The sequence below is a fragment of the Anaerovibrio lipolyticus genome (genome assembly GCF_021531495.1).
Taxonomy (GTDB): domain Bacteria; phylum Bacillota; class Negativicutes; order Selenomonadales; family Selenomonadaceae; genus Anaerovibrio.
The window spans coordinates 298,997-323,424 of sequence record NZ_JADYTY010000001.1 but is presented as its reverse complement, the minus strand read 5'-3'; the positions used below and the strand labels follow the sequence as shown (position 1 = coordinate 323,424).

Genomic DNA, 24,428 nt, shown 5'->3' with positions numbered 1-24,428 from the left:
GATGGACATAAAAGAGGTAAAAAAGGAGCTGAATCGGCTCCGGAAGGAAATCCGTCATCATAACAATTGCTATTACAATAATGATGAGCCGGAAATCTCTGATTATGAATATGACCAGCTTATGTTACAACTGAAAAAGCTGGAAGCAGATTATCCTGAGCTGGTTACCAAAAATTCCCCTACCCAGATGGTAGGGGGCAATGCCCGTCGTGAGGCTGGTGTGCTGGTGGCTCATGATGTGCCTATGCTTTCCCTGCAGGATGTTTTTTCGCGTCAGGAGGTAGAGGAGTTTGTGACCTCGGCCATAGAACAGTTGGATAATCCGGAGTTTGTGGTAGAGGAAAAAATTGATGGTCTGTCCTTAGCTTTGCGTTATCGGGATGGTATTCTTGTTCAGGCTATTACCAGAGGTGATGGCATTATTCAGGGTGAGGATGTTACAGATAATGCCAAGGTTATTAAGGATATTAAGGAAAAGCTTAAGGAGCCATTGCCTTATTTTGAAATTCGGGGCGAGGTTTATATGAGTCGGGAGGCCTTTGCCAAGGTTAATGCTCGTCAGGAGCTGTTGGGGCTGAAGCAGTTTGCCAATCCTCGGAACTGCGCGGCAGGAACCCTGCGGCAGCTGAATAGCAAGGTGGTTAAGGACCGGCAGTTGTCCATGTTTGTCTTTAACCTGCAAAGGGTTGAGGGCAGGGAGTTTGCCAGTCATACTGAGGCCTATGAATTTATGAAGAAGCAGGGCATCAAGGTAATTCACAATTATCAGGTGTGCCACACTGCCAGCGAGGTTATGGGGGCTATTGACAGGATTGGCGCTTCCAGAGGAGAACTGCCCTATGATATTGATGGAGCAGTGGTAAAGCTGAATAGCTTTGCTCAACGGCAGGCTTTGGGTGAAACCTCCAAGGTGCCTAGATGGGCGGTGGCCTACAAATACCCTCCTGAAGAAAAGGAAACCAAATTGCTGAATATTGAGCTGTCTGTGGGCCGTACTGGGCGGATTACCCCAACGGCGGTATTTGAGCCTGTACAGCTTTGCGGTACCAAGGTAGAGAGAGCAACCCTCCACAATCAGGATTTTATTGATGGCTTGGATATTCGCATTGGTGATACTATCAAGGTATTCAAATCTGGAGAGATTATTCCCAAGGTGCGGTCTGTGTGCCATGAAAAGCGTCCTGTAGGCACAGTGCCTTTCCTGATAGGTGATACCTGTCCTGTCTGTGGTCACAAGGCAGTGCGGGAGGTAGATACAGCAGATATCAAATGTACCAATCCTTCCTGTCCTGCTCAGCTGGAAAATCATATTATTAATTTTGTCAGCAGGGATGCTATGGATATCAAGGGTATGGGAGAACAGAATATTCATGCCTTGATTGAAGGAGAATATATTCACGATATTGCGGATATCTTTAACCTTGCGGTGCACCGGGATGAATTGATTGCCAAGGGTGTTATTGGCAAGGAAAAGAATACCGACAAGCTGTTGGCGGCTATCGAAAAGGCTAAGGAAAATGAGCCACAGCGTCTGGTAACTGGCTTGGGCATTGCTGGTATAGGCAAGGCAGCAGCCAGAGAGCTGATGCTTCACTATGGCTCTATAGATGCCTTGGCAGAGGCTGATGTGGAAAGTATTCAGCAGGTGCGGGATATTGGCAGTATTGGCAGTCAGGCTATCTATGAATATTTCCGGGATGATGTGAATAGGGATATTCTTAGAAGATTGAGGGAATATGGTGTTAATATGGAGCTGCAGGATACTGGTATTGTGGATGATGTCCTGGCAGGTAAAACAGTGGTGGTAACCGGCACCTTGCCAACTCTGAGCCGTAATGATGCCAAGAATATGATTGAGGCTCATGGTGGCAAGGCGGCAGGCTCTGTGTCCAAAAAGACGGATTATGTTCTGGCGGGAGAGGCGGCAGGCAGTAAGCTGGTCAAGGCTCAGGAGCTGGGCATCACCATAATTGACGAGGCTGAATTTTTACAGCTGATTGGCGCCAATTGAATCTAAGGCTGGCAGGCTATAAAGGCATAGTCTGTTAATACAGGAAGGAAGTAGTAAAAATGAGCAAAATACTGGTAATGCATGGTCCAAATCTGAATATGCTGGGTACCAGAGAACCAGAGATTTATGGCAGTACGACTTTGCAGGATATTAACGAAATGCTGGCTCAGCAGGCGGCGGAGCAGGGCGTGGAGACAGAATTTTATCAGTCCAATTATGAGGGCGGTCTGATAGATATGATTCAGCAGGCCCCGGCCAAGGGAGTGGATTTTATCATTCTCAATGCGGGAGCCTTTACTCATTACAGTATTGCTCTGCGGGATGCCATTGCTTCTGTTAATGTACCAGTTATTGAGGTGCATATTTCCAATGTACATACCCGGGAGGAGTTCCGCCACAAATCTGTGATTGCCCCTGTGGTTATGGGGCAGATTTTGGGCTTTGGTACAGACAGCTATAGTGCAGCTATGTATGTAGCCATGAAGAAAATCAAGGCACAGAGGTAAATGCTATGGATATGTATAAAAATCGTTTGAATCACCTGAGAGAATTTTTGCGGGACAAAGGCTTGGATGGAGTTGTTATTAGCAAGCTGGAAAATCTTCATTATTTTAGCGGTTTTACCGGGGATGATTCCATGCTGGTTATCGGCATGAATAGCGCCCAGCTTATAACGGATTTCCGCTATATTGAGCAGGCGGAAAAGGAATCCCCGGATTTTCAGATTCGCAAGCAGGAAAAGGGCTTACTCCGGCGGGTAGGTGAGCTGATCAATGAGGAAGGCTTGCAAAAGGTTGGTTTTGAGGGCAGTAATCTGTGCTTTGATTGGCATGGCAAAATTGCCCAGCTTTTGCATGACGCGGATTTCACTACCTCTGTAAGTCTGGATTCTCTGCGCCAAATAAAGTCTGCTGAGGAGCTGGCCTGCATTCGCAAGGCTATGGCCATAGGGGATGAAGCCTTTGCTTATATCCTTACCTACATCCGGCCAGGTATTAGTGAAAATGATGTGGCAGCAGCCTTGGAAAATGTAATGAGAGCCAAGGGCTCCCAGTGTCCATCCTTTACCACCATTGTAGCTTCCGGCAAAAGAGGCAGTCTCCCTCACGGAACTGCTACAGAAAAGTTGATAAATTTTGGAGAATTTGTTACAATGGACTATGGTGCTGTATATAGGGGCTATCATTCTGATATGACTCGTACCATTTGTGTAGGTTCTCCTGATGAAAAACAGAGAAAAATATACAATCTGGTTCTGCAGGGACAAAAGCTGGGGGTAAGCCTGGTAAAGCCTGGAGCATCTGGCAAGTCTGTAGACGCTGCAGTTCGTCAGCTGTTCAGGGAGGCTGGCTATGATAAGTATTTTGGTCATGGTCTGGGCCACAGTGTTGGTCTGGAAATCCATGAGGAGCCAAGACTTTCACCAGCTAGTACCTGTGAAGCGTTGGAAGAAAATATGCTGGTTACAGTTGAGCCTGGCATCTATATTCCTGATTGGGGTGGTGTCCGCATTGAGGATACAGTTGCTGTTACCCCGGATGGCTGTGAGATTCTTACTCATAGCAATAAGGAATTAATTGAACTATGTATTTGATACATAGAAATTAAATTGTAAATTATTTTTTGGAGGTTTTTATTTATGATTACAAGTACCGATTTCCGCACTGGCCTGACTATTGAGATTGATGGTGGCGTTTGGCAGGTTGTTGAATTCCAGCACGTAAAGCCAGGTAAGGGTGCAGCTTTTGTTCGTACCAAGATTAAGAATGTTGAGACTGGCGCTGTAGTAGAGCGTACTTTCAACCCTAACGAGAAGATGCCTGCTGCACATCTGGAGACTGCCCGCATGGCATTCCTCTATGAGGCTGATGGCATGTACACTTTCATGGATAATGAGACTTATGAGCAGACTGAGCTGAACAAGGAGCAGCTGGGTGATGCTCTGAACTACCTGAAGGAGAATATGGAAGTTGCTATTCAGTCCTTCAAGGGCCGTGTTATCGGTATTACCCTGCCAAACTCTGTAGATTTGACTGTTACTGAGTGTGAGCCAGGTGTTAAGGGCAACACTGCTACTGGTGCTACCAAGATGGCTACCTTGGAGACTGGCTATGCAGTACGCGTTCCTCTGTTCATCAACGAGGGAGATGTACTGAGAATTGATACTCGTACCGGCAACTACATTGAGCGTGCCTAATCTGGAACATTGATAAATTAATACTGCACAAAAAGGGAGACTGTTTTTGGGGCAGTGTCCCTTTTTTTTATACAATTTTGCAAAAAAACTTGTATAAAGTCTATATGTTTGGTAAAATAATATATGAAGGATTGCATAAGCAGTCCCTGTAGTGGGCAAATATACATGGTTTCCCAATGGAGATGGATATATGTGTATTAAACCCTGGTTAAAATTGCAAGGGAGGTTTTTCTATGGCAAACGAAAACATTAAACTTGATGAGGGCATTGGTTCTGTACGTATTGCTGATGAAGTTGTTAGCATTATTGCAGGTATGGCTGCTACTGAGGTAGATGGCATTGCAGGCATGAGCGGCGGCTTGGTAGGCGGTATTGCCGAGATTCTTGGGAAAAAGAATCTGGCCAAGGGCGTCAAGGTAGAGGTTGGTGAAACCGAAGCTGCGGTGGATTTGTATATCATCGTTAAGTTTGGCGTGCGGATTCCTGATGTGGCTTTGAATGTTCAGGAGAAGGTTAAGAATGCCATTGAATCCATGACTGGCCTCTCTGTTGTAGAGGTTAACGTTCATGTTCAGGGTGTGGGCTTCCCTGAAACCGAGGCCAAAGAGGAAGAAGTTCGTGTGCGTTAAGCAAAAGGGTGCAGTATAATGGGGATTTTTAACAGAGGCCTGTTATTTATCTATACCCTGTTAGTTGGAGCTTTTTGTGCAGGCATAGTGACCCTATGCCTGCATGTTGTTCCTGACAGGGTGCTTTTGAATGAATACGAATATTTTGTCAATCAGTGGCAGACAGCAGCGGCAGCAGGAGTAGGTATCCTGCTGAGTTTACATTTGCTTTTGTGCAGCTTTGACCGCAGTAACAAACAGGTTAATGCCAAGGATCTTTTGCTGATTAACGGCGGAACAGGACAGATTAGTGTTAGTCTGGCTGCTATCCGCAATATGGCAGAGTCTATGGCTATGAAGATTCGTGGCGTACAGCAGGCCAAGGTCAAGAGCAGAGTGGAGCATCGCAAGGAGCAGGGAGATTTTTTGAAGCTGGAACTTTCCTTGGAGGTTAGTCAGGAGCGGAATATCCCGGAGCTTAGCGACGAGCTGCGGCAGCAGCTTGCCAAATATCTGGTAGAGGTTGCTGGCATTGATGATGTTGATATAAAGATTTCAGTGCAAAGCATTGCCAGTGGCGTTACTGTGAAGAAGCGCCGGATTAAGTAACAGGCGGTGATTTGAGTGTTAAAGGATAGCATTGCAGCCTTTGGCCAGCATTTATGGGAAAGGCATCCCGGCAAATGTGTCTGCGGTACAGCAGGAATATTGCTGGGAATATGTATTCTGATATTTGGGTTTTGGAATATGCTCTTCATTTTTTTTATGGGGGCAGTGGGCCTTTTTGTAGGTATGAATGTGGATCGGGAAGGAAATACCTGGCAGAATATTAAGGATTGTATTCCCCGGGATATTCATCGATTGAGATAGTTTTATAGATTTGAGAAAGAGGAATAATATATATGAGTAGACGACAGGCTCGTGAATTGGCTTTACAGGCCTTGTTTCAGTTGGATTTTAATTCGGATGCAGAGACAATAGCCAGCCGTGAGGCCCAGGAAAAGGCTATTGAGGCAGCAGTTGCTGAGCTGGAGAATGGGAATATAACTGCCAGAGATAGAGGCTTCATTGAAAAGCTGGTTTTTGGCACCATGACTTTCCGTGAGGATATTGATGCCATGATTAACGGTGCTGCCAAGGATTGGAAGGTATCCCGCATGGCTGGTGTGGATCGTAATATTGCCCGTATGGCGGTTTATGAGCTGAAATTTGATGAGGAAAAGACTGATGTGGGTGTAGTTGTCAATGAGGCTATAGAGCTGGCCAAGAAGTATGGCACTGATGACTCCAGCCGCTTTATTAATGGTGTTTTGGCTGGTGTAAATAGCAAGGGCTGAAAAAGCTGGGGAGAAGGCAGGTGACAATGTGTCTAAGGTTGTAGCTGTGGGAGAGCTGACCAGATATTTGGCTAATTTAATATCTGGGGACAGGGCTCTGCGGAATTTGGCCGTTAAGGGCGAAATATCTAATTTTAAGCAATATGCTTCGGGACATTGTTACTTTAACCTTAAGGATGCCCAGGGGATTATTCCTTGTGTCATGTTTAGAAGCAGTGCTTCCCGACTGCGCTTTAGGCCGGAGGATGGCATGGCGGTAATAGCTGCTGGCTCTGTTAATGTCTACGTAGAGGGCGGTCGTTATCAGCTTTATGTAAATAATATGCTGCCTGATGGGGTGGGAGATCTGGCTATGGCCTTTGAACAGCTTAAGGCCAGATTGTCTCAAGAGGGCTTGTTTGACCAGGAGCACAAAAAGCCACTGCCAATCTATCCTGCTACTATAGGTATTGTAACATCTTCCTCAGGAGCGGTTCTGCGAGATATTTATCGCGTTTCCAAGAGGCGCTTTCCCGGTATTCGCTTGGTGCTAAAGCCGGTACAGGTTCAGGGCGCCGGAGCAGCGGAGCAGATTGCTCAGGCGGTGGATTTTTTTAATGCTCATTATCCGGTGGATGTATTAATCGTAGGCCGAGGCGGTGGCTCCTTGGAGGATTTGTGGGCCTTCAATGAAGAAGTAGTGGTAAGAGCCATATATAATTCTGCGATTCCAGTTATATCTGCCGTTGGTCATGAAACGGATTTTACCTTGGCAGATTTTGTGGCAGATGAAAGAGCGGCTACTCCATCTCAGGCTGCGGAAATGGCCGTAAGGGATGGCCAGGAGATAGCGGCTCAGCTTCTAAGTCTGCAAACCAGACTTAGGAATAGTGCTGTCCAGCAGCTGGATATTCGTCGCAAGGGTATTGAGCATCTCTTAACCCGGCCTGTGATGGAAAATCCCCATCTGATGCTGGAACAGCGTATGGAGAGGCTGGATAATCTAGCAGCTAGACTGGGCCAAAGCGGCAGCCAGCAGTTAAAACAGCAGGTACAGCATTTGACACATTTAATGGACAAGTTGGAATTGATGAATCCTATGAATACTCTAAGGCGGGGCTATGGCATGGTGCGGAGCAGGGACAACCGGGTTATTGCCACCATACAGGAAGTTCAGGCGGGAGATAGGATTCAGGTAGAGCTGCAGGACGGTATTATTCATGCTCAGGCTGTAGCATTGGAGGAGGTATAATATGCCAAGAAAGAAGCAGGCTTCCTTTGAGGAGAATCTTCAGGAGCTGGAAAATATTGTTATTCGTCTGGAAAAGGGCCAGTCGCCCTTGGCGGATATTGTGGCGGATTATACCAAGGGTATGGAATTGTCTGCCAAATGTATGGATGCCTTGAAGCAGGCAGAAAAGAAAATGGATATTGTGCTGCAGGAATCCTCTAAGGGAGAGATTGTGGAAAAGCAGCTAATCATAGAGGGGGAGCAGTAATGGATAAAAAGCAGTGGAATGAGCGTATCAAGCTGGTTGAGGAAGCTTTGGTAAAGGAGCTGGGCAAGGATAAGGCACTGGTGCCTGAGCTGGCAGCTTCTATGGAATACAGCCTTACTGCTGGAGGCAAGAGATTGCGTCCTATTCTATTAATGGCGGCAGCAGATGCTGTAGGAGCCAAGGGAACTGATTTTGTTCAGGCTGCCTGTGGTATAGAGATGATTCATACCTATTCCTTGATTCATGATGATTTGCCAGCTATGGATAACGATGATTATCGTCGTGGCAAGCTGACCAACCATAAGGTTTATGGTGAGGCCATGGCCATTTTGGCGGGGGATGCCCTGCTGACACAGGCTTTTGAGGTTATCCTTCGTCAGCCCCATGTATCTGCGGAGCTTTTGCTGCAGGTTGTGAAGGAAATGAGTATTGCTGCCGGCCCTAATGGCATGGTAGGGGGACAGGTTATTGATATGCTGTCCGAAGGAAAACGAATTTCCATGGAGGAACTGCGGAAAATGCATATGGGCAAAACAGGTGCATTGTTCAGAGCGGCTATCCGCAGTGGTGCTATTATGGCTCAGGCTGACGAGAAGCAGCTGGAGGCCTTGACTACCTATGCTGATTGCTTTGGTTTGGCGTTCCAGATTACCGATGATATTTTGGATGTGGTAGGGGATGAAGCTGTTATTGGCAAGCCGGTAGGCAGTGATGAGCGCAATGACAAGTCTACCTATGTAACCCTGACCTCCTTGGAGGAGGCTCGTCGTCTGGCTGCTGATACTGTGGCTCAGGCAGTGGAGGCCTTGGAAGTATTTGGGGACAAGGCATCTTTCCTGAAAGAGCTGGTAGAGATGCTTTTGGAGCGTAATAAATAAAAAAGGGGAGAGCTTTTTGGAGCAGATACTGGATGGGATAAAGTGTCCCGGAGATATACAAAGATTGTCTCTGTCCCAGCTAAAGAATCTGTCAGGTGAGCTGCGACGGATGATTATAGATACCTGTGCCGATAATGGGGGGCATTTGGCACCAAGTCTGGGAACAGTGGATTTGACACTGGCATTGTACAGTGTATTTAACCCTCAACAGGATAAGATTATCTGGGATGTGGGGCATCAAGCCTATTCCCATAAGATATTGACTGGTCGTAAGGATAGATTTCATACCCTGCGCCAGCTTCATGGTATAACTGGTTTTCCTAAGCGGAAGGAATCCGATTGTGATGCTTTTGGTGTTGGTCATGCCAGCACCTCTATTTCTGCTGCCGTAGGTATGTCCATTGTCAGGGATCTGGAAGGCAAGGACTACAATGTTATTGCCATTATTGGGGATGGGGCTTTAACTGGCGGTGAGGCCTATGAGGGACTTAATTCTGCTGGTGCTTCTGGTCGTCGTCTGGTGGTAATCCTTAATGACAACGAGATGTCCATAGACAAAAATGTAGGGGCCCTGTCAGAATACCTATCCAGAATCAAGCTGGCTCCTCAGTATGCCAAGGCGAAAAAGGATATTGAGGGATTTTTGCGGAATATCCCTCGCATAGGGGAGACTGTTTTCAAAACAGCAGAATGCCTGAAGGATGGCGTGAAAGCAGCTATCAGCTCTGGCAGCTGGTTTGAGGAATTGGGTTTTAACTATATTGGGCCTTTGGATGGTCATAATATTCAGGCTATGCAGGATGTTTTCCGCCAGCTTCCCCAGGTGGAGGGACCGGTGCTGGTTCATGTCCGCACTCATAAGGGTAAGGGCTATTTGCCAGCTGAGGAAAATCCTAATAAATTTCATGGTATCAGCCGATTCAACAAGGCTAATGGCCAGGTAATTAAAAAGCAGGATGCTCCGCCATCCTATACGGATATATTTAGCCAGACCATGATCGAGCTGGGCTGGCAGAACCATGATATTGTGGCGATTACGGCGGCAATGCCTTCAGGAACAGGTTTAAAGGCCTTTGCCCAGCAGTTCCCAGAAAGGTTTTTTGATGTGGGTATTGCTGAAGAAAATGCAGTAACCATGGCAGCTGGGATGGCTGCAGCAGGCGCCCATCCTATGGTGGCCCTGTATTCTACCTTTGCTCAGAGAGCCTATGATCAGGTGGTTCATGATATTTGCCTGCAGGAGCTGCCAGTAACCCTGTGTCTGGACAGAGCAGGTCTGGTAGGAGCAGATGGGCCTACCCATCATGGGGTATTTGATTATTCCTATTTGCGGCATATACCTCATATGGTGATTATGGCTCCTAAGGATGAAAACGAGCTGCGGCATATGCTGTATACAGCCTCTCAATATGAGGGGCCATCGGCAGTGCGTTATCCAAGAGGCAGTGCTACTGGTACTCCTTTGGAGGAAGAGCTGGAGAAGCTGCCTATTGGCAAGGGAGAAATCCTTTCTGGAGATGGCAGCGGGGTAGTGCTGTTGGCTGTGGGAAGTATGGTGCTAAAGGCCGTGCAGGCAGCAGAGATCCTTAATATGGCTAATATCAAAACCACTGTAGTAAATATGCGGTTTGTTAAGCCATTGGATAGGGAGCTGTTGGAGCAGGTTTTGGCCAAGAAACCAAAGCTGTTGGTAACTCTGGAGGAAAATGCTTTGGCAGGTGGTTTTGGTTCTGCTGTGCTGGAGTATTTGGCAGATACTAATCATATGCTGCCTACTCTGCGTTTTGGTATTCCAGATGAATTTGTGGAACAGGGTTCCTGCCCTGAGCTTTTGGAGCTGTGTGGTTTGTTGCCACAGCAGCTGGCAGATAGAATTGTAGAAAAAATTGGTGGTATAGATTGATGGCTAAGGAAAGACTGGATGTGCTGCTGGTCAAGAGAAATCTTGTCCAGAGCAGAGAGCGGGCAAAAACCACCATCATGGCTGGTTTGGTGCTGGTGGATGGTCAGAAAATAGATAAGGCAGGCACTATGGTTAAGCCGGAGGCAGAGATTCGCCTTTTGGGTAATGACCTGCCTTATGTAAGCCGAGGCGGCCTGAAGCTGGAAAAGGCCATTAAGGAATTTGGTGTATCCCTGCAAGGCAAGGTGGCAGCAGATATTGGAGCCTCTACAGGGGGATTTACTGACTGTATGTTGCAAAATGGTGCTATCAAGGTTTTCGCCATTGATGTAGGCTATGGACAGCTGGCCTGGAGTCTTCGTACTGATGAACGGGTGGTTAATATGGAGCGCACCAATGTGCGCAATGTTACCCCTGAACAATTGGGCCAGCCAGTGGATTTGGCATCCATAGATGTGGCATTTATTTCTTTGGAGAAGGTATTGCCAGCGGTGAAGGCTATGCTGCAGCCTGCTGGTGAAATTGTAGCTTTGATTAAGCCTCAGTTTGAGGCTGGCCGGGAAAAGGTTGGCAAAAAGGGCGTTGTAAGGGATGCCAAGGTACATGAGGAGGTTATTTTCCGGATTGTATCACTGGTGCGCCAGATGGAGCTGGTGCCTAAGGCCTTGACCTTTTCACCTGTGAAAGGCCCTGAGGGCAATATTGAGTATCTAATCTGGCTAAGCAAGGATGCTGCCGCGGTAGATGGTGTTACCGATGAGTTAGTATTGTCTACAGTGCAGGCAGCTCATGGAGCATTGGATAAATGAAAACAATAGCTGTTTTTCCAAATACAGAAAAAATAGAATCTGCTGGCGTGTTAGAGCGTATTAAGGATTTTTTTGCTGATAAGGATGTTCGGCTGGTTATGCTGAGGGAGCCAGCAGAAAAATTTGGCTATCCGGAACTGGCAGTTAAAAATAAGGATATCCAGAATGCGGATATTGGTTTAAGCATAGGGGGGGACGGCACTCTGTTAGGAGTCTGCCGTCAGCTTTATGCCAAGGATATTCCCTGCTGTGGTATTAATATTGGCAATGTGGGTTTTTTGGCGGATATTGAGGTGCCAGAGCTGGAAAGCAGGCTGCAAAAACTGCTGGATAATCAGTACTATATAGAAGAACGCACGGTTATTTCCAGCGCTCAGTATAGTCGTGGGGAAAAGAAATTTTTGGGACATGCCCTGAACGATATTGTTATTGGCAAGGGTGGTGTGTCCAGAATGCTGCATCTAGGTGTTAGCGTGAATGGCTGCCGCATGACGGATTATAAGGCAGATGGAGTTATTGTTTCCACGGCAACAGGCTCCACAGCTTATTCCTTATCTGCTGGTGGTCCGGTAATCAATCCTGCCGTGAAGGCACTGCTGATTACGCCTATCTGTCCTCATACTTTGGAGGTGCGTCCTATGGTTATCTCCGATGAGGACTATGTACGGATACATATTGCTGCTGTACATCAGGATATTCAGATTACTCTGGATGGGCAGGAGAGCTATCCCTTGATGCCAGGGGATGAGATAACTGTTCGCAAAGCAAAAAATGCCGCCAAAATTATTAAGTTTGAGGATCGAAATTATTATTACACCTTGAAGAATAAATTGTGGCGCAGCTTATGATTAGAGGATAGTAAGATTATATAAAAGAATGTAAATGAGCCGTAAGGCAAAATGTGGTTTGACGGGGTGAGAGCAGTGAAAAATTACCGACAAGCAAAAATCAAGGCGATTGTAGAGGCCCAGAGCATTGAAACGCAGGAGGAGCTGGCAGCTATTCTGCGGGAACAGAAAATAGATGTTACCCAGGCTACTGTATCCAGAGATATTAAGGAGCTGCATTTGGTAAAGGTGCCATATGGACGGGGCAAATACAGATATGCTTTTCCAAAAGATTTGCAAAGAGCTCATTCTGAGGTGAAGATGAAGAAAATTTTTCAGGATGTGGTAACCCATATAGAGTCCAGTGGCAATTTGATTGTTATAAAGACTCATCCTGGTGCAGGTGGGACAGTGGCTTTTGCCTTGGATAATGCTCATTGGCCAGAACTGATTGGCACTGTGGCAGGAGATGATACAATTTTGGTAATCGTAAAGCAGGGTGTGTCTGCCCAGGATGTGGCTGAGCATATGAGAAATATGATTACCAGCGAGTGAGCCAGAGTAGGGGACTTTTATGCTTAATACATTGACTGTTTGGAATTTTGCTCTGCTGGAGCATGTCCAGATTGAATTTGATAAGGGATTGAATATTCTTACGGGTGAAACAGGCGCTGGTAAATCCATTCTTATAGATGCTTTGGGGGCTATGCTGGGCCGAAGGCTGACTACGGATATGATTCGCACCGGTTGTGAATGGATGCGGGTGGAGGCTGTTTTTAGCTTGGAACAGCAGCCGGCAGTAAAGGAATATCTTCATCAGCAATTGATAAATACTGATGGGGATGAGCTGATTATTACCCGACAGATAACCGCTGCTGGCCGAGGCAGTATTCTCATTAATGGCAGTCATACTACCTTGGCTGTTTTGAAAAAGCTGGGAACGCTGCTGGTGGATATTCATGGTCAGAATGAAAACCTGTCTCTGTTAAAGCAGGAGAATCAGCTGGATTTGGTGGATGGCAGTAACCAGGAGCTGATGAAGGCTTTAGGGGAATATAAAAAGCGTTATGCCGCTTATCGGGAGGCTAATCAGGCTTTGGAGGACAAGCAGGCGGCTTGTCAGGATTATGCTCAGCGTCAGGATATGCTGCGGTGGCAGCTGCAGGAAATTGAATCTGCCCAACTGCAGGAGGGTGAGGACGAGGAGCTGCAGCGCCGTATTGACAAAATGACTAATGGGGAGAAGATTTCCCGTTATGGCAGTAATGCCTGTCAGCTTTTATATGGCGGCGGTGCTAATGGCATTGGGGTAGTCAGCGGTCTGGAGGAGGCTGTGGAAAGCCTGCGAGGACTGAATCGTTTTGATGATTCTCTGGAGGGAGTTATTGAAATCCTTAGTGAGGCAACCGTGCAGATTAAGGAAGCTGGCTATGAGGTAAGGGATTATATGGATTCCTTGGAATTTGATCCTCGCCTTTTGGATCAGCTCCAAAGCCGTATGGATGTTATAGATAAGCTGCGGAAGAAATATGGTGCTGATGTTAAGGCTGTGCTGGCTCATGGGGAAAAATGCCGTCAGGAATTGGACAGCATTGAAAACTACGATGAAGATATAGCTCAGTTGCAACAGGAGCTGGAGGAGAAAAAGCAGACTGCCGCCCAGAGGGCAAAGGAAATTTCTGCTTTGCGCCAAACTGTAGCAGGTAAATTGTCTCAGGGGATAGAAAAGCATTTGCAGGCCTTGGGCATGGCCAATGCCAGATTCCAGATACAGGTGGAGTCAGGTCAGGAATTGTCTGCCAATGGCTGTGACAAACTGGCTATTCTCTTCTCAGCTAATCCGGGGCAGGAGCCTCGTTCCATCCAAAAGGTGGCCTCTGGTGGCGAGCTTTCCCGTATTGCCTTGGCTATCAAGACTGTTACGGCCAATAGAGATGGTTCACCAGCCAGCATGGTATTTGATGAAATAGATACTGGTATTGGTGGTCGAACCGCCCAGATGGTGGCAGAGAGGATTGCTATGGTGGCTGCTCATCGTCAGGTATTGTGTATTACCCATCTGCCACAGATTGCCTGTATGGCAGATACCCATTTATATATTAGCAAGCATGTTATTGACAATCAGACCTCAACCGTTATTCATCCTCTAACCACTGGGGAGCGGGTTAATGAAATTGCCAGAATGGCCTCTGGAGCCAATGTGTCATCGGCATCTTTGGATAATGCCAGAGAAATGATTGCCTATGCAGGTGTTAAGAAAGAGGAGTACAAGAAAAATGGATGAAGATTTGATTGAAAAAAAGTTAAGTAGTGAGGATATTTTTGATGGTACTTTGCTGCATGTAAAGAGAGATTATGTGGAGCTGCCTAATGGCAATAAATCTGTGCGGGAGTGGATAAAGCATCCCGGCGCAGCTGCTGTTTTGCCGGTACTGCCAGATGGCCGGATGATTTTTGTCCGTCAATATCGTTACCCTATTCAGCAGGTAACCTTGGAAATTCCAGCAGGCAAGCTGGATGCTGTGGACGAGGAGCCTTTGGTGTGCGCTAAGCGGGAGCTTTCTGAGGAAACCGGCTATGAGGCAGATAAGTATCATTTCCTCACTAAGTTGGCTACAACGGTAGGTTTTTCCAATGAGTTTATCTATGTTTATGCAGCAGATGGTTTGACCCCGGGCAAGCAGCATACTGATGAGGATGAATTTATCAATGTGGTATTGCTGACTATGGATGAGGCTATGGCAAAGGTAAAATCTGGAGAGATTTGTGATGCCAAGTCTATAGTTGCGATTTTGCTTTATAGAGAGCTGCAGAAATAAGCAGAAATCCAGACTGTGTCCAGCGGTATATGGGTGGTCTGGAAATGACAGGAGGATTTTATGTTTGATTTTAGCCTAACAGGGCTTATAGCCGGTCTGCCGGGCTTGGTAATTGCTTTGGTAATACATGAATATGCCCATGCTAAGGCAGCAGATGTTATGGGCGATTTTACCCCTAGAATGACAGGGAGGCTTACCTTGAATCCAATGGCTCATATAGATCCCATCGGATTGATTATGTTGTTGGTAGTCCGCTTTGGCTGGGCCAAGCCTGTAATGATCAATGCCAGAAATTTCCGTAATTGGCGACAGGGGGAGCTGCTGGTAGCAGTGGCAGGCCCAGTGGCTAATCTGATTGTGGCCTTTATTTCCTTGCTGGCCATGGCGGTACTGTTTAAGCTGGGGATGTTTTCTGAGGGAGTACGGCTGGTATTGTCCATGATGGTACTGTTTAATATTAACTTTGCTATTTTCAATATGCTGCCATTGCCACCTTTGGATGGTTCCAAAGTATTGATGGTGCTGCTGCCGGGTAGGCTGGCCTATAAGCTGATGTCCTTGGAGCGGTACAGTTTTATAATTTTAATATTTTTGATGATGACACCGTTTTTGACCATGATTTTGATACCATTGCAGAGACTGGTGTTAAGTGTATTTAATCTTATTATAGGGGTTATAATTTAAAAATGGCTAGTCTGAGAACTTTATCATTGGTATAAAGGAAGTTATAGCAGACTACAGATGGGGAGGATTTTCGCAAGATGAAAAAGATTATTTTAACAGGTGACAGACCAACAGGCAAGCTTCATATGGGACATTATGTAGGTTCTTTGAAGCGGAGAGTTGAGCTGCAGAACTCCGGCGAGTTTGATGATATTTATATCATGATTGCTGATGCCCAGGCTTTGACGGATAATTTTGACAATCCAGAGAAGGTTCGTCAGAACATTATCGAGGTAGCTTTGGACTATCTTTCTGTAGGACTGGACCCAGCAAAATCTACCCTGTTTATTCAGTCTATGGTGCCACAGCTGACAGAGCTGAGCTTCTACTACATGAATTTGGTTACTGTTTCCCGTGTTCAGCGTAATCCTACCGTAAAATCTGAGATTCAGATGCGTGGCTTTGGTGGCAGTATTCCAGTAGGTTTCTTCTGCTATCCTATCAGTCAGGCGGCAGATATTACTGCCTTTAAGGCTACTCTTGTGCCAGTAGGTGAGGATCAGCTGCCTATGCTGGAGCAGACCAAGGAGATTGTACGCAGCTTTAACCGTATTTACAATACTGATGCCTTGGTGGAGCCTGATATTATGCTGCCAGACAATGATATTTGTCGTCGTTTGCCAGGTACGGATGGCAAGGCCAAGATGAGTAAGTCTTTGGGCAATTGTATTTATCTTTCTGATGATGAAAAGACTGTTCAGCAGAAGATTATGAATATGTATACAGATCCTACTCATATCAAGATATCTGATCCAGGTCATCTGGAGGGCAATACTGTATTTACTTATTTGGATGCTTTCAGCAAGCCAGAGGATTTTGCCAAGTATCTGCCAGAGTACAAGAATCTGGATGAGTTGAAGGAGCATTATACCCGTGGCGGTTTGGGGGATGTAAAGATTAAGCGTTTCCTGAACAGCATTGTTCAGGCAGAGCTGGAGCCTATTCGTGCCCGTCGTCGTGAGTACGAGAAGGATATTGCTGCTGTATATGATATTCTCAAGGCTGGCAGTGACAAGGCTAGAGAGGTGGCTGAGGCAACTCTGCAGGATGTTAAGAATGCTATGCAGATTAACTATTTTGCTGATAAGGATTTGATTGAGGCTCAGGCTGCCAAGTATAGGGGCTAAATAGAAAAATGGAACAGTATTCCATCAATCTGGAGTGTTTTCAGGGGCCTATGGAGCTCCTGATGCACCTGATTGACAAGAATAAAATAGATATTTATGATATCCCCATTGCTTCTCTTACGGAGCAGTATATAGAGTATCTGGATAGGTATCGCAGTTTTAATATTGAGATAACCAGTGAATTTATTATTATGGCGGCTACTTTGGTGCAGATAAAATCCCGTATGCTGCTGCCTCGGCCTCCTAAGTCCCAGGAGGATGAGGAGGAGGCAGATCCTCGTCAGGAGTTGATTGAAAGAATCCTGGAGTATAAGAGATTCAAGGAAGTCAGCAATGTTATGGAGGAAATGCAGCAGGTTCAGGGACGGTGTCTCACCAGAGAGCCTATGGATATACCGGTTAGGCATTTGGCTCCTAGACAGTTGTCCCTCCATGAGCTGGTGGAGGCCTTTGCCAATGTTATTGCCGTAAGGCAGGAGCTGAAGCTGCCGCCAGTATTGGTGTCCCATGAGGAATATACCATTGAGGAAAAAATGGAGGAGTTGATTTCCAGGTTGCATCAGCAGGGAGGCAAAATGAACTTTTTTGCTGTCTTTAGCGGTCATAGCCGCAGTGAGCTGATTGCTACCTTTTTGGCGGTGCTGGAACTGATAAAGCTGAAAACTATTTCTGTTTATCAGCAGAATCAGTATGGGGAAATAGAGATTGCGGTTCATGTAGAAGATAAAGCCTCTGCACATGGAGAGGCGGAGCCAGAGGAAGTCATGAAGAGGGAGGTACAGCATGGATAGGCTGGTGGGAGCTTTGGAGGCAGTGCTTTTTGCTAGTGGCGAGCCTGTAAGTCACGGAGCCTTGCTGGAAATTCTTCAAATTGATGGTCCAAGGCTGGAGCAGCTGCTGGATAATTATCGTCAGGAGCTGTTGGAGCGTCACAGCGGATTGCAGCTGCAGCAGATAGCTGGTGGCTGGCAATTGGCTACCAATATGGATTATTATGACTATGTACAGCGCTTGGGGGAGGAGCGGGACAAGCATTTGTCTCAGGCAGCTATGGAAACCCTATCGATTGTTGCTTTTAAACAGCCTATTACCAAACAGGAAATAGAGCATATTCGGGGGGTCCGCATTGAGAAGATTATGTCCCGGCTTTTGGAAATGGAGCTTATTAGAGAGCTGGGCCGTAAGGATACCATTGGCCGACCGATTCTCTATGGTACAACAGATACCTTTCTGCAGTGTTTCGGCCTGAAAGATTTGGGGGATTTGCCGGAGCTGCCGGCACCGGATACCAACTCTCTCACTCAGGAGCAGATGATATTGTTTCAGGAACAGTCAGAATGATGGTGAGGTTATGGCAGGATTTCCTAGAAGAATAAGCAAAAAATGGATTCTTTTCATTTTGCTGTTGGTCTTGGCGGGAGGTATTGTAGCTCTGCTGAACCATCAGGAGGAAATGGCTAGAATCAGATTGGAAAGGGAAAGACAGGAGTTTTTCCAGCGTCGTGAGGATAGTTATAATGAGGGCCTGCAGATTTTGACGGAAATGGATTTTCAATATCCAGATAAGGAGAAAGCCATGCAGGCTTCCCTTGATTTTGTTAATTTTGCCCGGGATATTGCTGACTATGAGGAGCATCAGGATTGGTCCTATCAGGTAAAGAGGGAGCATCCTCATGGCAGGGTACTGTATAATACGGCAGCTGCTTTGGGAGAACTGGCAAAGGTGCAAGGATATTATCCCAAATTTGACAGATTTCAGTGTCTGGAACGAGGGCTAATGTCTGATAGCTATCTGCTTAGGTTCTATGTGGAGTCTATACCAGCCGACTATAATGGTCCTTTGGCAGAGAAAATACTGGCCTTTCGTCAGGAGGTTATGGATTATTACACCAGTGTGGTGTTGCCAAAGAAGAATAAACCAGTGGTGGTAAAGCCAGTACCTTATAAGGAGCCGGAAGGCCCGGGGTATTATGATAAGGACGGTTATTGGCAAACCAAAAACTATGACGAAGATGACTATATAGATGATTATGACCATGATGGCTATCTGGATGAGGTCTATGAGGATAATGCAGGAGATGGCTATCATCACAAGGAGCGGTCTTCTGGGATTCCCCGTCATAGTGGGGGCGGTACCCGGCGGTGGAGAGATTAGACAGGAAAGGTTGTGACTGAAATGTTTAGATTATGTTATCGTGTAATGGCATATGCCTTTGTTTTTGTGTTGTTTGTAGGGATGGCATTGCTGCCAGCCAGCAGGGCTTTGGCGGCTTGGCCTTCTACAGATTTTGGCAGTCAGCAGTATAGAATCCATATTCACAAGCTGCCTCATACCTTGGAGTTGTTTGAGAAGGGAAATGATCAGCCTATAAGGGTATATCCTATTGCCACAGCTATGAATTCTGGTGACAAGGAGCGTCCGGGGGATCATCGTACACCTATTAGCTGGGGATATATGGAGTATTCCATCCCAGGGGCAGGGAACTGGGTTCCTTCTGCTACTATTCCTTTTGTGGTAGAGGATGTTTATTATGCTGGCAATTGGACCCATGACTTTGGGGATGGCAATGGAGAAATTGCTGGCGCCTATGGTCCTTGGTTTATCTCTCTCAACACAGGCTGGGATGGTATAGGCATTCACGGCACCCATGATCCTAACAGCATTGGCACCAATGCTTCCGAGGGTTGTATCCGTATGTACAATCAGGATGTGGCAGAGCTAAAGGAAATCATCTGTCAGTATAATGGTGGTATCGGGGTTAATGTGGTAATTACCGAGGATTAAAATTTTATATGCTTTAAAGCTATCATCTTTCTAGAAGGGTGATAGCTTTTTTATACAATTTTGTTATTGGCATAGCATTATGTTATTTATAAATATGGGAAACACCTTTAAGGATATTATAACGTATAAACATAGAATCTATAGCAATAACAAATAATGTAATAATTTGTCTAATGATAGGATAAAGTAATTGACAATAATACATTATAGCTGTAAAATATAGTTAATTTCATAGTTAAGGACAGGTGTCTGTGTATCAGACTTAATAGAGAATCCGGTATAAGCCGGAACGGTCCCGCCACTGTAAGGAAGAGCGAAGCACAATTATGTCACTGGGGAAGCATCCCTGGGAAGGCGTGTGGAGCGATGAGGCCAAGTCAGGAGAACTGCCTGTTTTATCGTCACCGTTAGCAATATTTGGTTGTACAAATTAGTCGGCTCTTTATTGCTTGGACCTGCGAGCGATGGGTAGGGGATGGATTTAAACGCAATCCGTCTGCACATTCTGGCAGATGGATTTTTTAGTTGAAGGAGGTTGTTGTATGAGTGAAGGAGAAATGGATCTTCAGGCCATTCTGAAAAAAGCAGAACAGCAGACTGTTTTTCCTGATGTTCCTTTGGATGAGTTTGCGCCGCCTACCTACGAAGAGTGGAAGGATGCCTGTATCGCCTTGTTAAAGGGAGCACCCTTTGACAAGAAGATGTACACTAAGACTTATGAGGGGATTACCTTTTCCCCTATGTATTTCAGGGCCACCACAGAAGATATTCTGCCTAAGGATTCCTTTCCAGGTATGGATGATTTTCTGCGGGGAGCATCTCCTAGTGGTTATATCAAGGCCCCTTGGGGTATTGCTCAGTCCTGTGATTTGACCATGCCTCAGGAGAATAACAAGCTGTTGATTCATGAGCAGGAAAAGGGTTCCACGGTTTATAATATCCGCTTGGACAAGGCTACTCTGGCCTGTCAGGATGCCAATGAGGCAGATAAGCCTGGCGAGGAAGGCTGCAGTGTAAGTACTCTGGATGATATGCATACCTTGCTTTCTGATTTGAAGCTGGATAAATATCCTTTGCATATTTACACAGGTGCCTCTGCTCTGCCCACGCTTTCTCTGGTTATGGCAGCAGTTCAGTCCTCTGGTATCAAGCCGGAAACATTAAAGGGTGTTATCGGGGGAAATCCTGTTATTGAGCTGGTGGAAAAGGGGAAGAATGTAGAGAATCTCTCCAGTCTTTACGACGAGGCCTATGCTGCTGCTAAATGGTGTCAGCAGAATGCTCCAGAGGTGAAAACCTGCTTGATTCGCAGTGATGTTTTCAGTCGTGGCGGTGCCAATGATGTACAGGAAATCGCGTATTGTCTTGCTGTAGCCACCGATTATATGCGGGCCATGATGGAAAGAGGCATGACGGCAGATGAAGCTGCCCAGCAGATAATGTTTGTCTTTTCTATGGGTGCAAACTTCTTTATGCAGATTGCCAAGCTGAGAGCTGTTCGTCCTATCTGGGCTCAGATTGTGGAGGCTTTTGGGGGCAGTCAGGATGCTCAGCGGATTCATGTTCACGGCAAGCCAGCTCTGTTTTTCAAGACCAAATATGATCCATATGTAAATATGCTGCGGAACACTTCGGAAATGTTTTCTGGAGTAGTTGGTGGGGTAGAGTCCTTTGAAAATGCCACCTTTGATGAGCCTATTCGCAAGGGTGATGAATTCTCCCGCCGTATTGCCAGAAATGTTCAGATTATGCTGCAGGAGGAGTTTGGTCTTTTACAGCCTATAGATCCTGCGGGTGGTTCCTGGGCGGTGGAAAGCCTGACCAAGGAAATCAAGGAAAAAATCTGGGCTGAGTTCCAAGTTGTTGAGGGCAAGGGTGGTATTGTACCAGCTTTGGAGGAGAAATATCCTCAGCAGCAGATCGCAGACATTTTGGCTCAGCGGTTCAAGAAGTTGGAATTGCGTCGTGATCGCATTGTAGGCAGCAATATGTATCCTAATATGACTGAGAAACGGTTAGATGCAAGACCTGAGGATTTTGCAGCTAACAAAAAGGTGCGCAGTCAGGCTATTGCTGATTATGAAGCTGATATGGACAAGGATTTCCAGCAGCAGGTATTGCAGAAGATTGGCAAAGAGGGCTGTATGGTTTGTCAGGCTATAGATGCCTTTAAGGCTGGTGCTACCCTAGCTATGGTGCGTCAGGCATTGAATAATAACACTGCCAGCGAAGTAGTGGAGTCCATTGCTCCTCACCGTTGGAGTGAGCGCTATGAGGCTCTACGCATGATTACCGAGGACTATAAGGCAGCTCATAATGATAATGTGAAAATCTTCCTAGCCAATATGGGGCCGATTCCTCAGCACAAGGCTAGAGCAGACTTTACCACAGGCTTCCTGCAGGTAGGTGCTTTCCAGGTTATGGGCAACAATGGCTTCCAGACCGTAGAGGAAGCAGCTCAGGCAGCTGGTGAATCCGGAGCAGATGCAGTGGTTATCTGTTCTACAGATGCTACCTATCCGGAAATTGTGCCTGCCTTGGCACCAAAACTTCATGAGGTATTGCCAAAGGCTATTGTATTCCTAGCTGGTGCGGCACCGGCTGATTTGACAGAAACCTACAAGGAAGCAGGAATTGATGAATACATCAATGTTCGTGCCAACTGCTACGCTATCCTGCAGCTTTTGCAGAAGAGGAAGGGGATGATTGAGTAATGGCTGCTTTTCCTGATTTTAGCAATATGAATTTGAAGGATGTTCCCGGCCACAGCTCACAGGATTGGCAAAAGCTGTTTGAATCTGCAGCAGGTGCTGGTTTTGATGCGCTGACAGGCAAAACCATGGAGCATATTCCTATCAAGCCTATATATAACCACGATGAATATGACCATATGAATCATTTGGACTTTGCCAGCGGTATTCCACCTTGTCTCCGTGGCCCATATTCTACCATGTACGTATTCCGTCCTTGGACAGTTCGTCAGTATGCAGGTTTCTCCACCGCAGAGGAATCCAATGCTTTCTATCGTCGCAATCTAGCTGCTGGTCAGAAAGGCCTGTCCATTGCCTTTGACTTGCCAACACATAGAGGCTATGACTCAGATAATCCTCGTGTACTGGGTGATGTAGGTAAGGCTGGCGTTGCTATTGACTCCATTCTGGATATGCGTATTCTGTTCAGCGGTATTCCCTTGGATCAGATGTCTGTATCTATGACCATGAACGGTGCGGTACTGCCTATTCTGGCTTTCTATATTCTTTCCGGTGAGGAGCAGGGTGTAGACAAAAAGGTTATGGCTGGTACCATTCAGAACGATATTCTCAAGGAATTCATGGTGCGTAATACTTATATTTACCCACCAGAAATGTCCATGCGTATTATCGGTGATATTTTTGAATATACCACCAAATATATGCCTAAGTTCAACAGTATTTCCATTTCCGGCTATCATATGCAGGAGGCTGGTGCTACAGCTGATATTGAGCTGGGCTACACTTTGGCTGATGGTTTGGAGTATATCCGTACCGGTATCAAAGCTGGTCTGCCTGTAGATGCCTTTGCTAAGCGTTTGTCCTTCTTCTGGGCTATTGGCAAAAACTACTTTATGGAGGTTGCCAAGATGAGGGCGGCCCGTGTGCTGTGGGCCAAGATTGTAAAATCCTTTGGGGCTCAGGATAATAAATCCATGGCTCTCCGTACTCACTGTCAGACCTCTGGCTGGTCCCTGACAGCTCAGGATCCATTTAACAATGTATCCAGAACTCTAATGGAAGCTATGGGTGCCGCCCTGGGACATACCCAGTCCTTGCATACCAACGCCTTGGATGAGGCTATTGCCTTGCCTACTGATTTCTCTGCCCGTATTGCGCGTAATACCCAGCTGTACATTCAGGATGAAACCAGTGTGTGCAAGATTATTGATCCTTGGGGCGGTTCCTATTATGTGGAGGCTCTTACCAATGAGATTATCCGCAGGGCTTGGGCTCATATTCAGGAGGTTGAGGCTCTGGGCGGTATGGCTAAGGCTATTTCCAGCGGTTTGCCTAAGATGCGTATTGAGGAAGCAGCAGCCCGCCGTCAGGCTCAGATTGACTCCGGCAATGAGTCTATTATCGGCCTGAATAAATATCGTTTGGATAAAGAGGATCCTCTGGAGATTCTGGCTATTGATAACACTGCTGTACGTCAGGCTCAGATTGAGCGCTTGGAAAAGCTGAGAGCAGAGCGTAATGATGATGATGTACGCCGCTGCCTGGAGGGCATTACCAAGGCCGCTGAGTCCAGAGATAACGGCAATCTGTTGGAGGCTGCGGTAGATGCAGCTAGAGCCCATGCTTCTCTGGGTGAGATTTCTGATGCAGTGGAGAAGGTTTCCGGCCGTTTCCAGGCTGTTATCCATACTATTTCTGGTGTTTATTCCTCAGAGTTTACTGACAAGACGGAGCTGGAGAAGGCTCGGGAAATGGCAGATGAATTTGAGGAGCTGACTGGTCGTCGGCCTCGTATTTTCGTAGCCAAGATGGGACAGGATGGCCATGATAGAGGACAGAAGGTTATCGCTTCTTCCTTTGCGGATATGGGCTGGGATGTTGATGTAGGCCCATTATTCCAGACTCCAGAGGAAACTGCTCAGGATGCAGTAGATAATGATGTTCACATGGTAGGTTTCAGCTCATTGGCTGCTGGTCACAATACATTACTGCCGCAGTTGGTAGAGGAGCTGGCAAAACTGGGCCGTGAGGATATTATGGTCTGCATTGGAGGGGTTATTCCAGTACAGGATTATGACTTCCTGTACAAGAGCGGCGCTGTGGCTATCTTTGCTCCTGGTACCAATATTCCAGAGGCAGGTATCAAGCTGCTGACCTTGTTGATTCAGCGTGCCAAGGACGAAATGGCAGAGGAAGATTAAAGGCAAGGAGTGTG

The 24,428-nt window shown here is 46.4% G+C and carries 25 protein-coding genes and 1 riboswitch; all 25 genes read left to right on the top strand.

What is annotated here, in order from left to right; genetic code table 11:
- Nucleotide 1: 1 nt before the first annotated feature.
- The 25 genes from ligA to scpA all read left to right on the top strand — a co-directional run bounded on the left by ligA (nucleotide 2) and on the right by scpA (nucleotide 24,414).
- Nucleotides 2–2,011 carry an NAD-dependent DNA ligase LigA gene (gene ligA / locus I6E26_RS01495; protein WP_235320054.1) on the top strand — a complete coding sequence of 670 codons (2,010 nt, stop codon included), beginning with the start codon at nucleotides 2–4 and terminating at the stop codon, nucleotides 2,009–2,011.
- A gap of 59 nt (nucleotides 2,012–2,070) precedes the next feature.
- Nucleotides 2,071–2,517, top strand: coding sequence for a type II 3-dehydroquinate dehydratase (aroQ, locus tag I6E26_RS01490; protein WP_235320053.1), 447 nt, complete (start codon nucleotides 2,071–2,073; stop codon nucleotides 2,515–2,517).
- Nucleotides 2,518–2,528: 11 nt separating this feature from the next.
- The gene (locus I6E26_RS01485) at nucleotides 2,529–3,605 is read left to right on the top strand and encodes a M24 family metallopeptidase (RefSeq protein ID WP_419179894.1); all 1,077 of its coding nucleotides are present in this window, start codon (nucleotides 2,529–2,531) and stop codon (nucleotides 3,603–3,605) included.
- Nucleotides 3,606–3,650: 45 nt separating this feature from the next.
- Nucleotides 3,651–4,208, top strand: coding sequence for an elongation factor P (efp, locus tag I6E26_RS01480; protein ID WP_235320051.1), 558 nt, complete (start codon nucleotides 3,651–3,653; stop codon nucleotides 4,206–4,208).
- A 233-nt stretch (nucleotides 4,209–4,441) separates the two neighbouring features.
- On the top strand, nucleotides 4,442–4,837 hold the full coding sequence (locus tag I6E26_RS01475; protein ID WP_235320050.1) for an Asp23/Gls24 family envelope stress response protein: 396 nt from the start codon (nucleotides 4,442–4,444) through the stop codon (nucleotides 4,835–4,837).
- 18 nt (nucleotides 4,838–4,855) lie between these two features.
- Nucleotides 4,856–5,425 carry an alkaline shock response membrane anchor protein AmaP gene (gene amaP / locus I6E26_RS01470; protein ID WP_235320049.1) on the top strand — a complete coding sequence of 190 codons (570 nt, stop codon included), beginning with the start codon at nucleotides 4,856–4,858 and terminating at the stop codon, nucleotides 5,423–5,425.
- A 15-nt stretch (nucleotides 5,426–5,440) separates the two neighbouring features.
- Complete coding sequence (locus tag I6E26_RS01465; RefSeq protein WP_235320048.1) at nucleotides 5,441–5,686, top strand: DUF2273 domain-containing protein; 246 nt, start codon at nucleotides 5,441–5,443, stop codon at nucleotides 5,684–5,686.
- Between the two features lie 32 nt (nucleotides 5,687–5,718).
- The gene (gene nusB / locus I6E26_RS01460; RefSeq protein ID WP_235320047.1) at nucleotides 5,719–6,153 is read left to right on the top strand and encodes a transcription antitermination factor NusB; all 435 of its coding nucleotides are present in this window, start codon (nucleotides 5,719–5,721) and stop codon (nucleotides 6,151–6,153) included.
- Between the two features lie 28 nt (nucleotides 6,154–6,181).
- Nucleotides 6,182–7,384 (top strand): exodeoxyribonuclease VII large subunit, encoded by a 1,203-nt coding sequence (xseA, locus tag I6E26_RS01455; protein ID WP_235320046.1) that lies wholly within the window; start codon nucleotides 6,182–6,184, stop codon nucleotides 7,382–7,384.
- A gap of 1 nt (nucleotide 7,385) precedes the next feature.
- On the top strand, nucleotides 7,386–7,631 hold the full coding sequence (xseB, locus tag I6E26_RS01450) for an exodeoxyribonuclease VII small subunit (RefSeq protein ID WP_235320045.1): 246 nt from the start codon (nucleotides 7,386–7,388) through the stop codon (nucleotides 7,629–7,631).
- Complete coding sequence (locus I6E26_RS01445; protein ID WP_235320044.1) at nucleotides 7,631–8,509, top strand: polyprenyl synthetase family protein; 879 nt, start codon at nucleotides 7,631–7,633, stop codon at nucleotides 8,507–8,509. The genes xseB and I6E26_RS01445 overlap by 1 nt, the downstream gene beginning before the upstream one ends.
- A 16-nt stretch (nucleotides 8,510–8,525) precedes the next feature.
- Nucleotides 8,526–10,412 carry a 1-deoxy-D-xylulose-5-phosphate synthase gene (gene dxs / locus I6E26_RS01440; RefSeq protein ID WP_235320043.1) on the top strand — a complete coding sequence of 629 codons (1,887 nt, stop codon included), beginning with the start codon at nucleotides 8,526–8,528 and terminating at the stop codon, nucleotides 10,410–10,412.
- Nucleotides 10,412–11,221 (top strand): TlyA family RNA methyltransferase, encoded by an 810-nt coding sequence (locus I6E26_RS01435; protein WP_235320042.1) that lies wholly within the window; start codon nucleotides 10,412–10,414, stop codon nucleotides 11,219–11,221. Before dxs ends, I6E26_RS01435 begins: the two co-directional genes overlap by 1 nt.
- Nucleotides 11,218–12,069, top strand: coding sequence for an NAD(+)/NADH kinase (locus I6E26_RS01430; protein WP_235320041.1), 852 nt, complete (start codon nucleotides 11,218–11,220; stop codon nucleotides 12,067–12,069). The genes I6E26_RS01435 and I6E26_RS01430 overlap by 4 nt, the downstream gene beginning before the upstream one ends.
- A 75-nt stretch (nucleotides 12,070–12,144) precedes the next feature.
- Nucleotides 12,145–12,603: an arginine repressor gene (gene argR, locus I6E26_RS01425; protein ID WP_235320040.1), complete on the top strand. Its 459-nt coding sequence runs from the start codon at nucleotides 12,145–12,147 to the stop codon at nucleotides 12,601–12,603.
- A 19-nt stretch (nucleotides 12,604–12,622) separates the two neighbouring features.
- Entirely contained in the window at nucleotides 12,623–14,332 is a 1,710-nt protein-coding gene (gene recN, locus I6E26_RS01420) for a DNA repair protein RecN (RefSeq protein ID WP_235320039.1), read from the top strand.
- On the top strand, nucleotides 14,325–14,867 hold the full coding sequence (locus tag I6E26_RS01415; RefSeq protein ID WP_235320038.1) for an NUDIX domain-containing protein: 543 nt from the start codon (nucleotides 14,325–14,327) through the stop codon (nucleotides 14,865–14,867). The genes recN and I6E26_RS01415 overlap by 8 nt, the downstream gene beginning before the upstream one ends.
- A 60-nt stretch (nucleotides 14,868–14,927) precedes the next feature.
- On the top strand, nucleotides 14,928–15,551 hold the full coding sequence (locus tag I6E26_RS01410) for a site-2 protease family protein (RefSeq protein ID WP_235320037.1): 624 nt from the start codon (nucleotides 14,928–14,930) through the stop codon (nucleotides 15,549–15,551).
- A gap of 77 nt (nucleotides 15,552–15,628) precedes the next feature.
- A complete protein-coding gene (gene trpS / locus I6E26_RS01405) occupies nucleotides 15,629–16,717 on the top strand; it encodes a tryptophan--tRNA ligase (RefSeq protein WP_235320036.1) in 1,089 nt (362 codons plus the stop codon).
- A gap of 8 nt (nucleotides 16,718–16,725) precedes the next feature.
- The gene (locus I6E26_RS01400; protein WP_235320035.1) at nucleotides 16,726–17,508 is read left to right on the top strand and encodes a segregation and condensation protein A; all 783 of its coding nucleotides are present in this window, start codon (nucleotides 16,726–16,728) and stop codon (nucleotides 17,506–17,508) included.
- On the top strand, nucleotides 17,501–18,058 hold the full coding sequence (gene scpB, locus I6E26_RS01395) for an SMC-Scp complex subunit ScpB (protein ID WP_235320034.1): 558 nt from the start codon (nucleotides 17,501–17,503) through the stop codon (nucleotides 18,056–18,058). The genes I6E26_RS01400 and scpB overlap by 8 nt, the downstream gene beginning before the upstream one ends.
- 10 nt (nucleotides 18,059–18,068) lie before the next feature.
- Entirely contained in the window at nucleotides 18,069–18,872 is an 804-nt protein-coding gene (locus I6E26_RS01390) for a hypothetical protein (RefSeq protein ID WP_235320033.1), read from the top strand.
- A 21-nt stretch (nucleotides 18,873–18,893) separates the two neighbouring features.
- Entirely contained in the window at nucleotides 18,894–19,502 is a 609-nt protein-coding gene (locus I6E26_RS01385) for a L,D-transpeptidase (RefSeq protein WP_235320032.1), read from the top strand.
- 226 nt (nucleotides 19,503–19,728) lie between these two features.
- Nucleotides 19,729–19,909: riboswitch (cobalamin riboswitch) on the top strand.
- Nucleotides 19,910–20,044: 135 nt separating this feature from the next.
- Nucleotides 20,045–22,216, top strand: a complete 2,172-nt coding sequence (locus I6E26_RS01380; RefSeq protein WP_235320031.1) for a methylmalonyl-CoA mutase family protein — start codon at nucleotides 20,045–20,047, stop codon at nucleotides 22,214–22,216.
- Nucleotides 22,216–24,414 (top strand): methylmalonyl-CoA mutase, encoded by a 2,199-nt coding sequence (gene scpA / locus I6E26_RS01375; protein WP_235320030.1) that lies wholly within the window; start codon nucleotides 22,216–22,218, stop codon nucleotides 24,412–24,414. The genes I6E26_RS01380 and scpA overlap by 1 nt, the downstream gene beginning before the upstream one ends.
- Nucleotides 24,415–24,428 lie beyond the last annotated feature (14 nt).

Excerpts from the sequence above, each read along its gene's own strand:
- ligA (WP_235320054.1), top strand. The coding sequence starts at position 2 with ATGGACATAAAAGAGGTAAAAAAGGAGCTGAATCGGCTCCGGAAGGAA.
- aroQ (WP_235320053.1), top strand. The coding sequence starts at position 2,071 with ATGAGCAAAATACTGGTAATGCATGGTCCAAATCTGAATATGCTGGGT.
- I6E26_RS01485 (WP_419179894.1), top strand. The coding sequence starts at position 2,529 with ATGTATAAAAATCGTTTGAATCACCTGAGAGAATTTTTGCGGGACAAA.
- efp (WP_235320051.1), top strand. The coding sequence starts at position 3,651 with ATGATTACAAGTACCGATTTCCGCACTGGCCTGACTATTGAGATTGAT.
- I6E26_RS01475 (WP_235320050.1), top strand. The coding sequence starts at position 4,442 with ATGGCAAACGAAAACATTAAACTTGATGAGGGCATTGGTTCTGTACGT.
- amaP (WP_235320049.1), top strand. The coding sequence starts at position 4,856 with ATGGGGATTTTTAACAGAGGCCTGTTATTTATCTATACCCTGTTAGTT.
- nusB (WP_235320047.1), top strand. The coding sequence starts at position 5,719 with ATGAGTAGACGACAGGCTCGTGAATTGGCTTTACAGGCCTTGTTTCAG.
- xseB (WP_235320045.1), top strand. The coding sequence starts at position 7,386 with ATGCCAAGAAAGAAGCAGGCTTCCTTTGAGGAGAATCTTCAGGAGCTG.
- I6E26_RS01445 (WP_235320044.1), top strand. The coding sequence starts at position 7,631 with ATGGATAAAAAGCAGTGGAATGAGCGTATCAAGCTGGTTGAGGAAGCT.
- I6E26_RS01435 (WP_235320042.1), top strand. The coding sequence starts at position 10,412 with ATGGCTAAGGAAAGACTGGATGTGCTGCTGGTCAAGAGAAATCTTGTC.
- I6E26_RS01430 (WP_235320041.1), top strand. The coding sequence starts at position 11,218 with ATGAAAACAATAGCTGTTTTTCCAAATACAGAAAAAATAGAATCTGCT.
- recN (WP_235320039.1), top strand. The coding sequence starts at position 12,623 with ATGCTTAATACATTGACTGTTTGGAATTTTGCTCTGCTGGAGCATGTC.
- I6E26_RS01415 (WP_235320038.1), top strand. The coding sequence starts at position 14,325 with ATGGATGAAGATTTGATTGAAAAAAAGTTAAGTAGTGAGGATATTTTT.
- I6E26_RS01410 (WP_235320037.1), top strand. The coding sequence starts at position 14,928 with ATGTTTGATTTTAGCCTAACAGGGCTTATAGCCGGTCTGCCGGGCTTG.
- trpS (WP_235320036.1), top strand. The coding sequence starts at position 15,629 with ATGAAAAAGATTATTTTAACAGGTGACAGACCAACAGGCAAGCTTCAT.
- I6E26_RS01400 (WP_235320035.1), top strand. The coding sequence starts at position 16,726 with ATGGAACAGTATTCCATCAATCTGGAGTGTTTTCAGGGGCCTATGGAG.
- scpB (WP_235320034.1), top strand. The coding sequence starts at position 17,501 with ATGGATAGGCTGGTGGGAGCTTTGGAGGCAGTGCTTTTTGCTAGTGGC.
- I6E26_RS01390 (WP_235320033.1), top strand. The coding sequence starts at position 18,069 with ATGGCAGGATTTCCTAGAAGAATAAGCAAAAAATGGATTCTTTTCATT.
- I6E26_RS01385 (WP_235320032.1), top strand. The coding sequence starts at position 18,894 with ATGTTTAGATTATGTTATCGTGTAATGGCATATGCCTTTGTTTTTGTG.
- I6E26_RS01380 (WP_235320031.1), top strand. The coding sequence starts at position 20,045 with ATGAGTGAAGGAGAAATGGATCTTCAGGCCATTCTGAAAAAAGCAGAA.
- scpA (WP_235320030.1), top strand. The coding sequence starts at position 22,216 with ATGGCTGCTTTTCCTGATTTTAGCAATATGAATTTGAAGGATGTTCCC.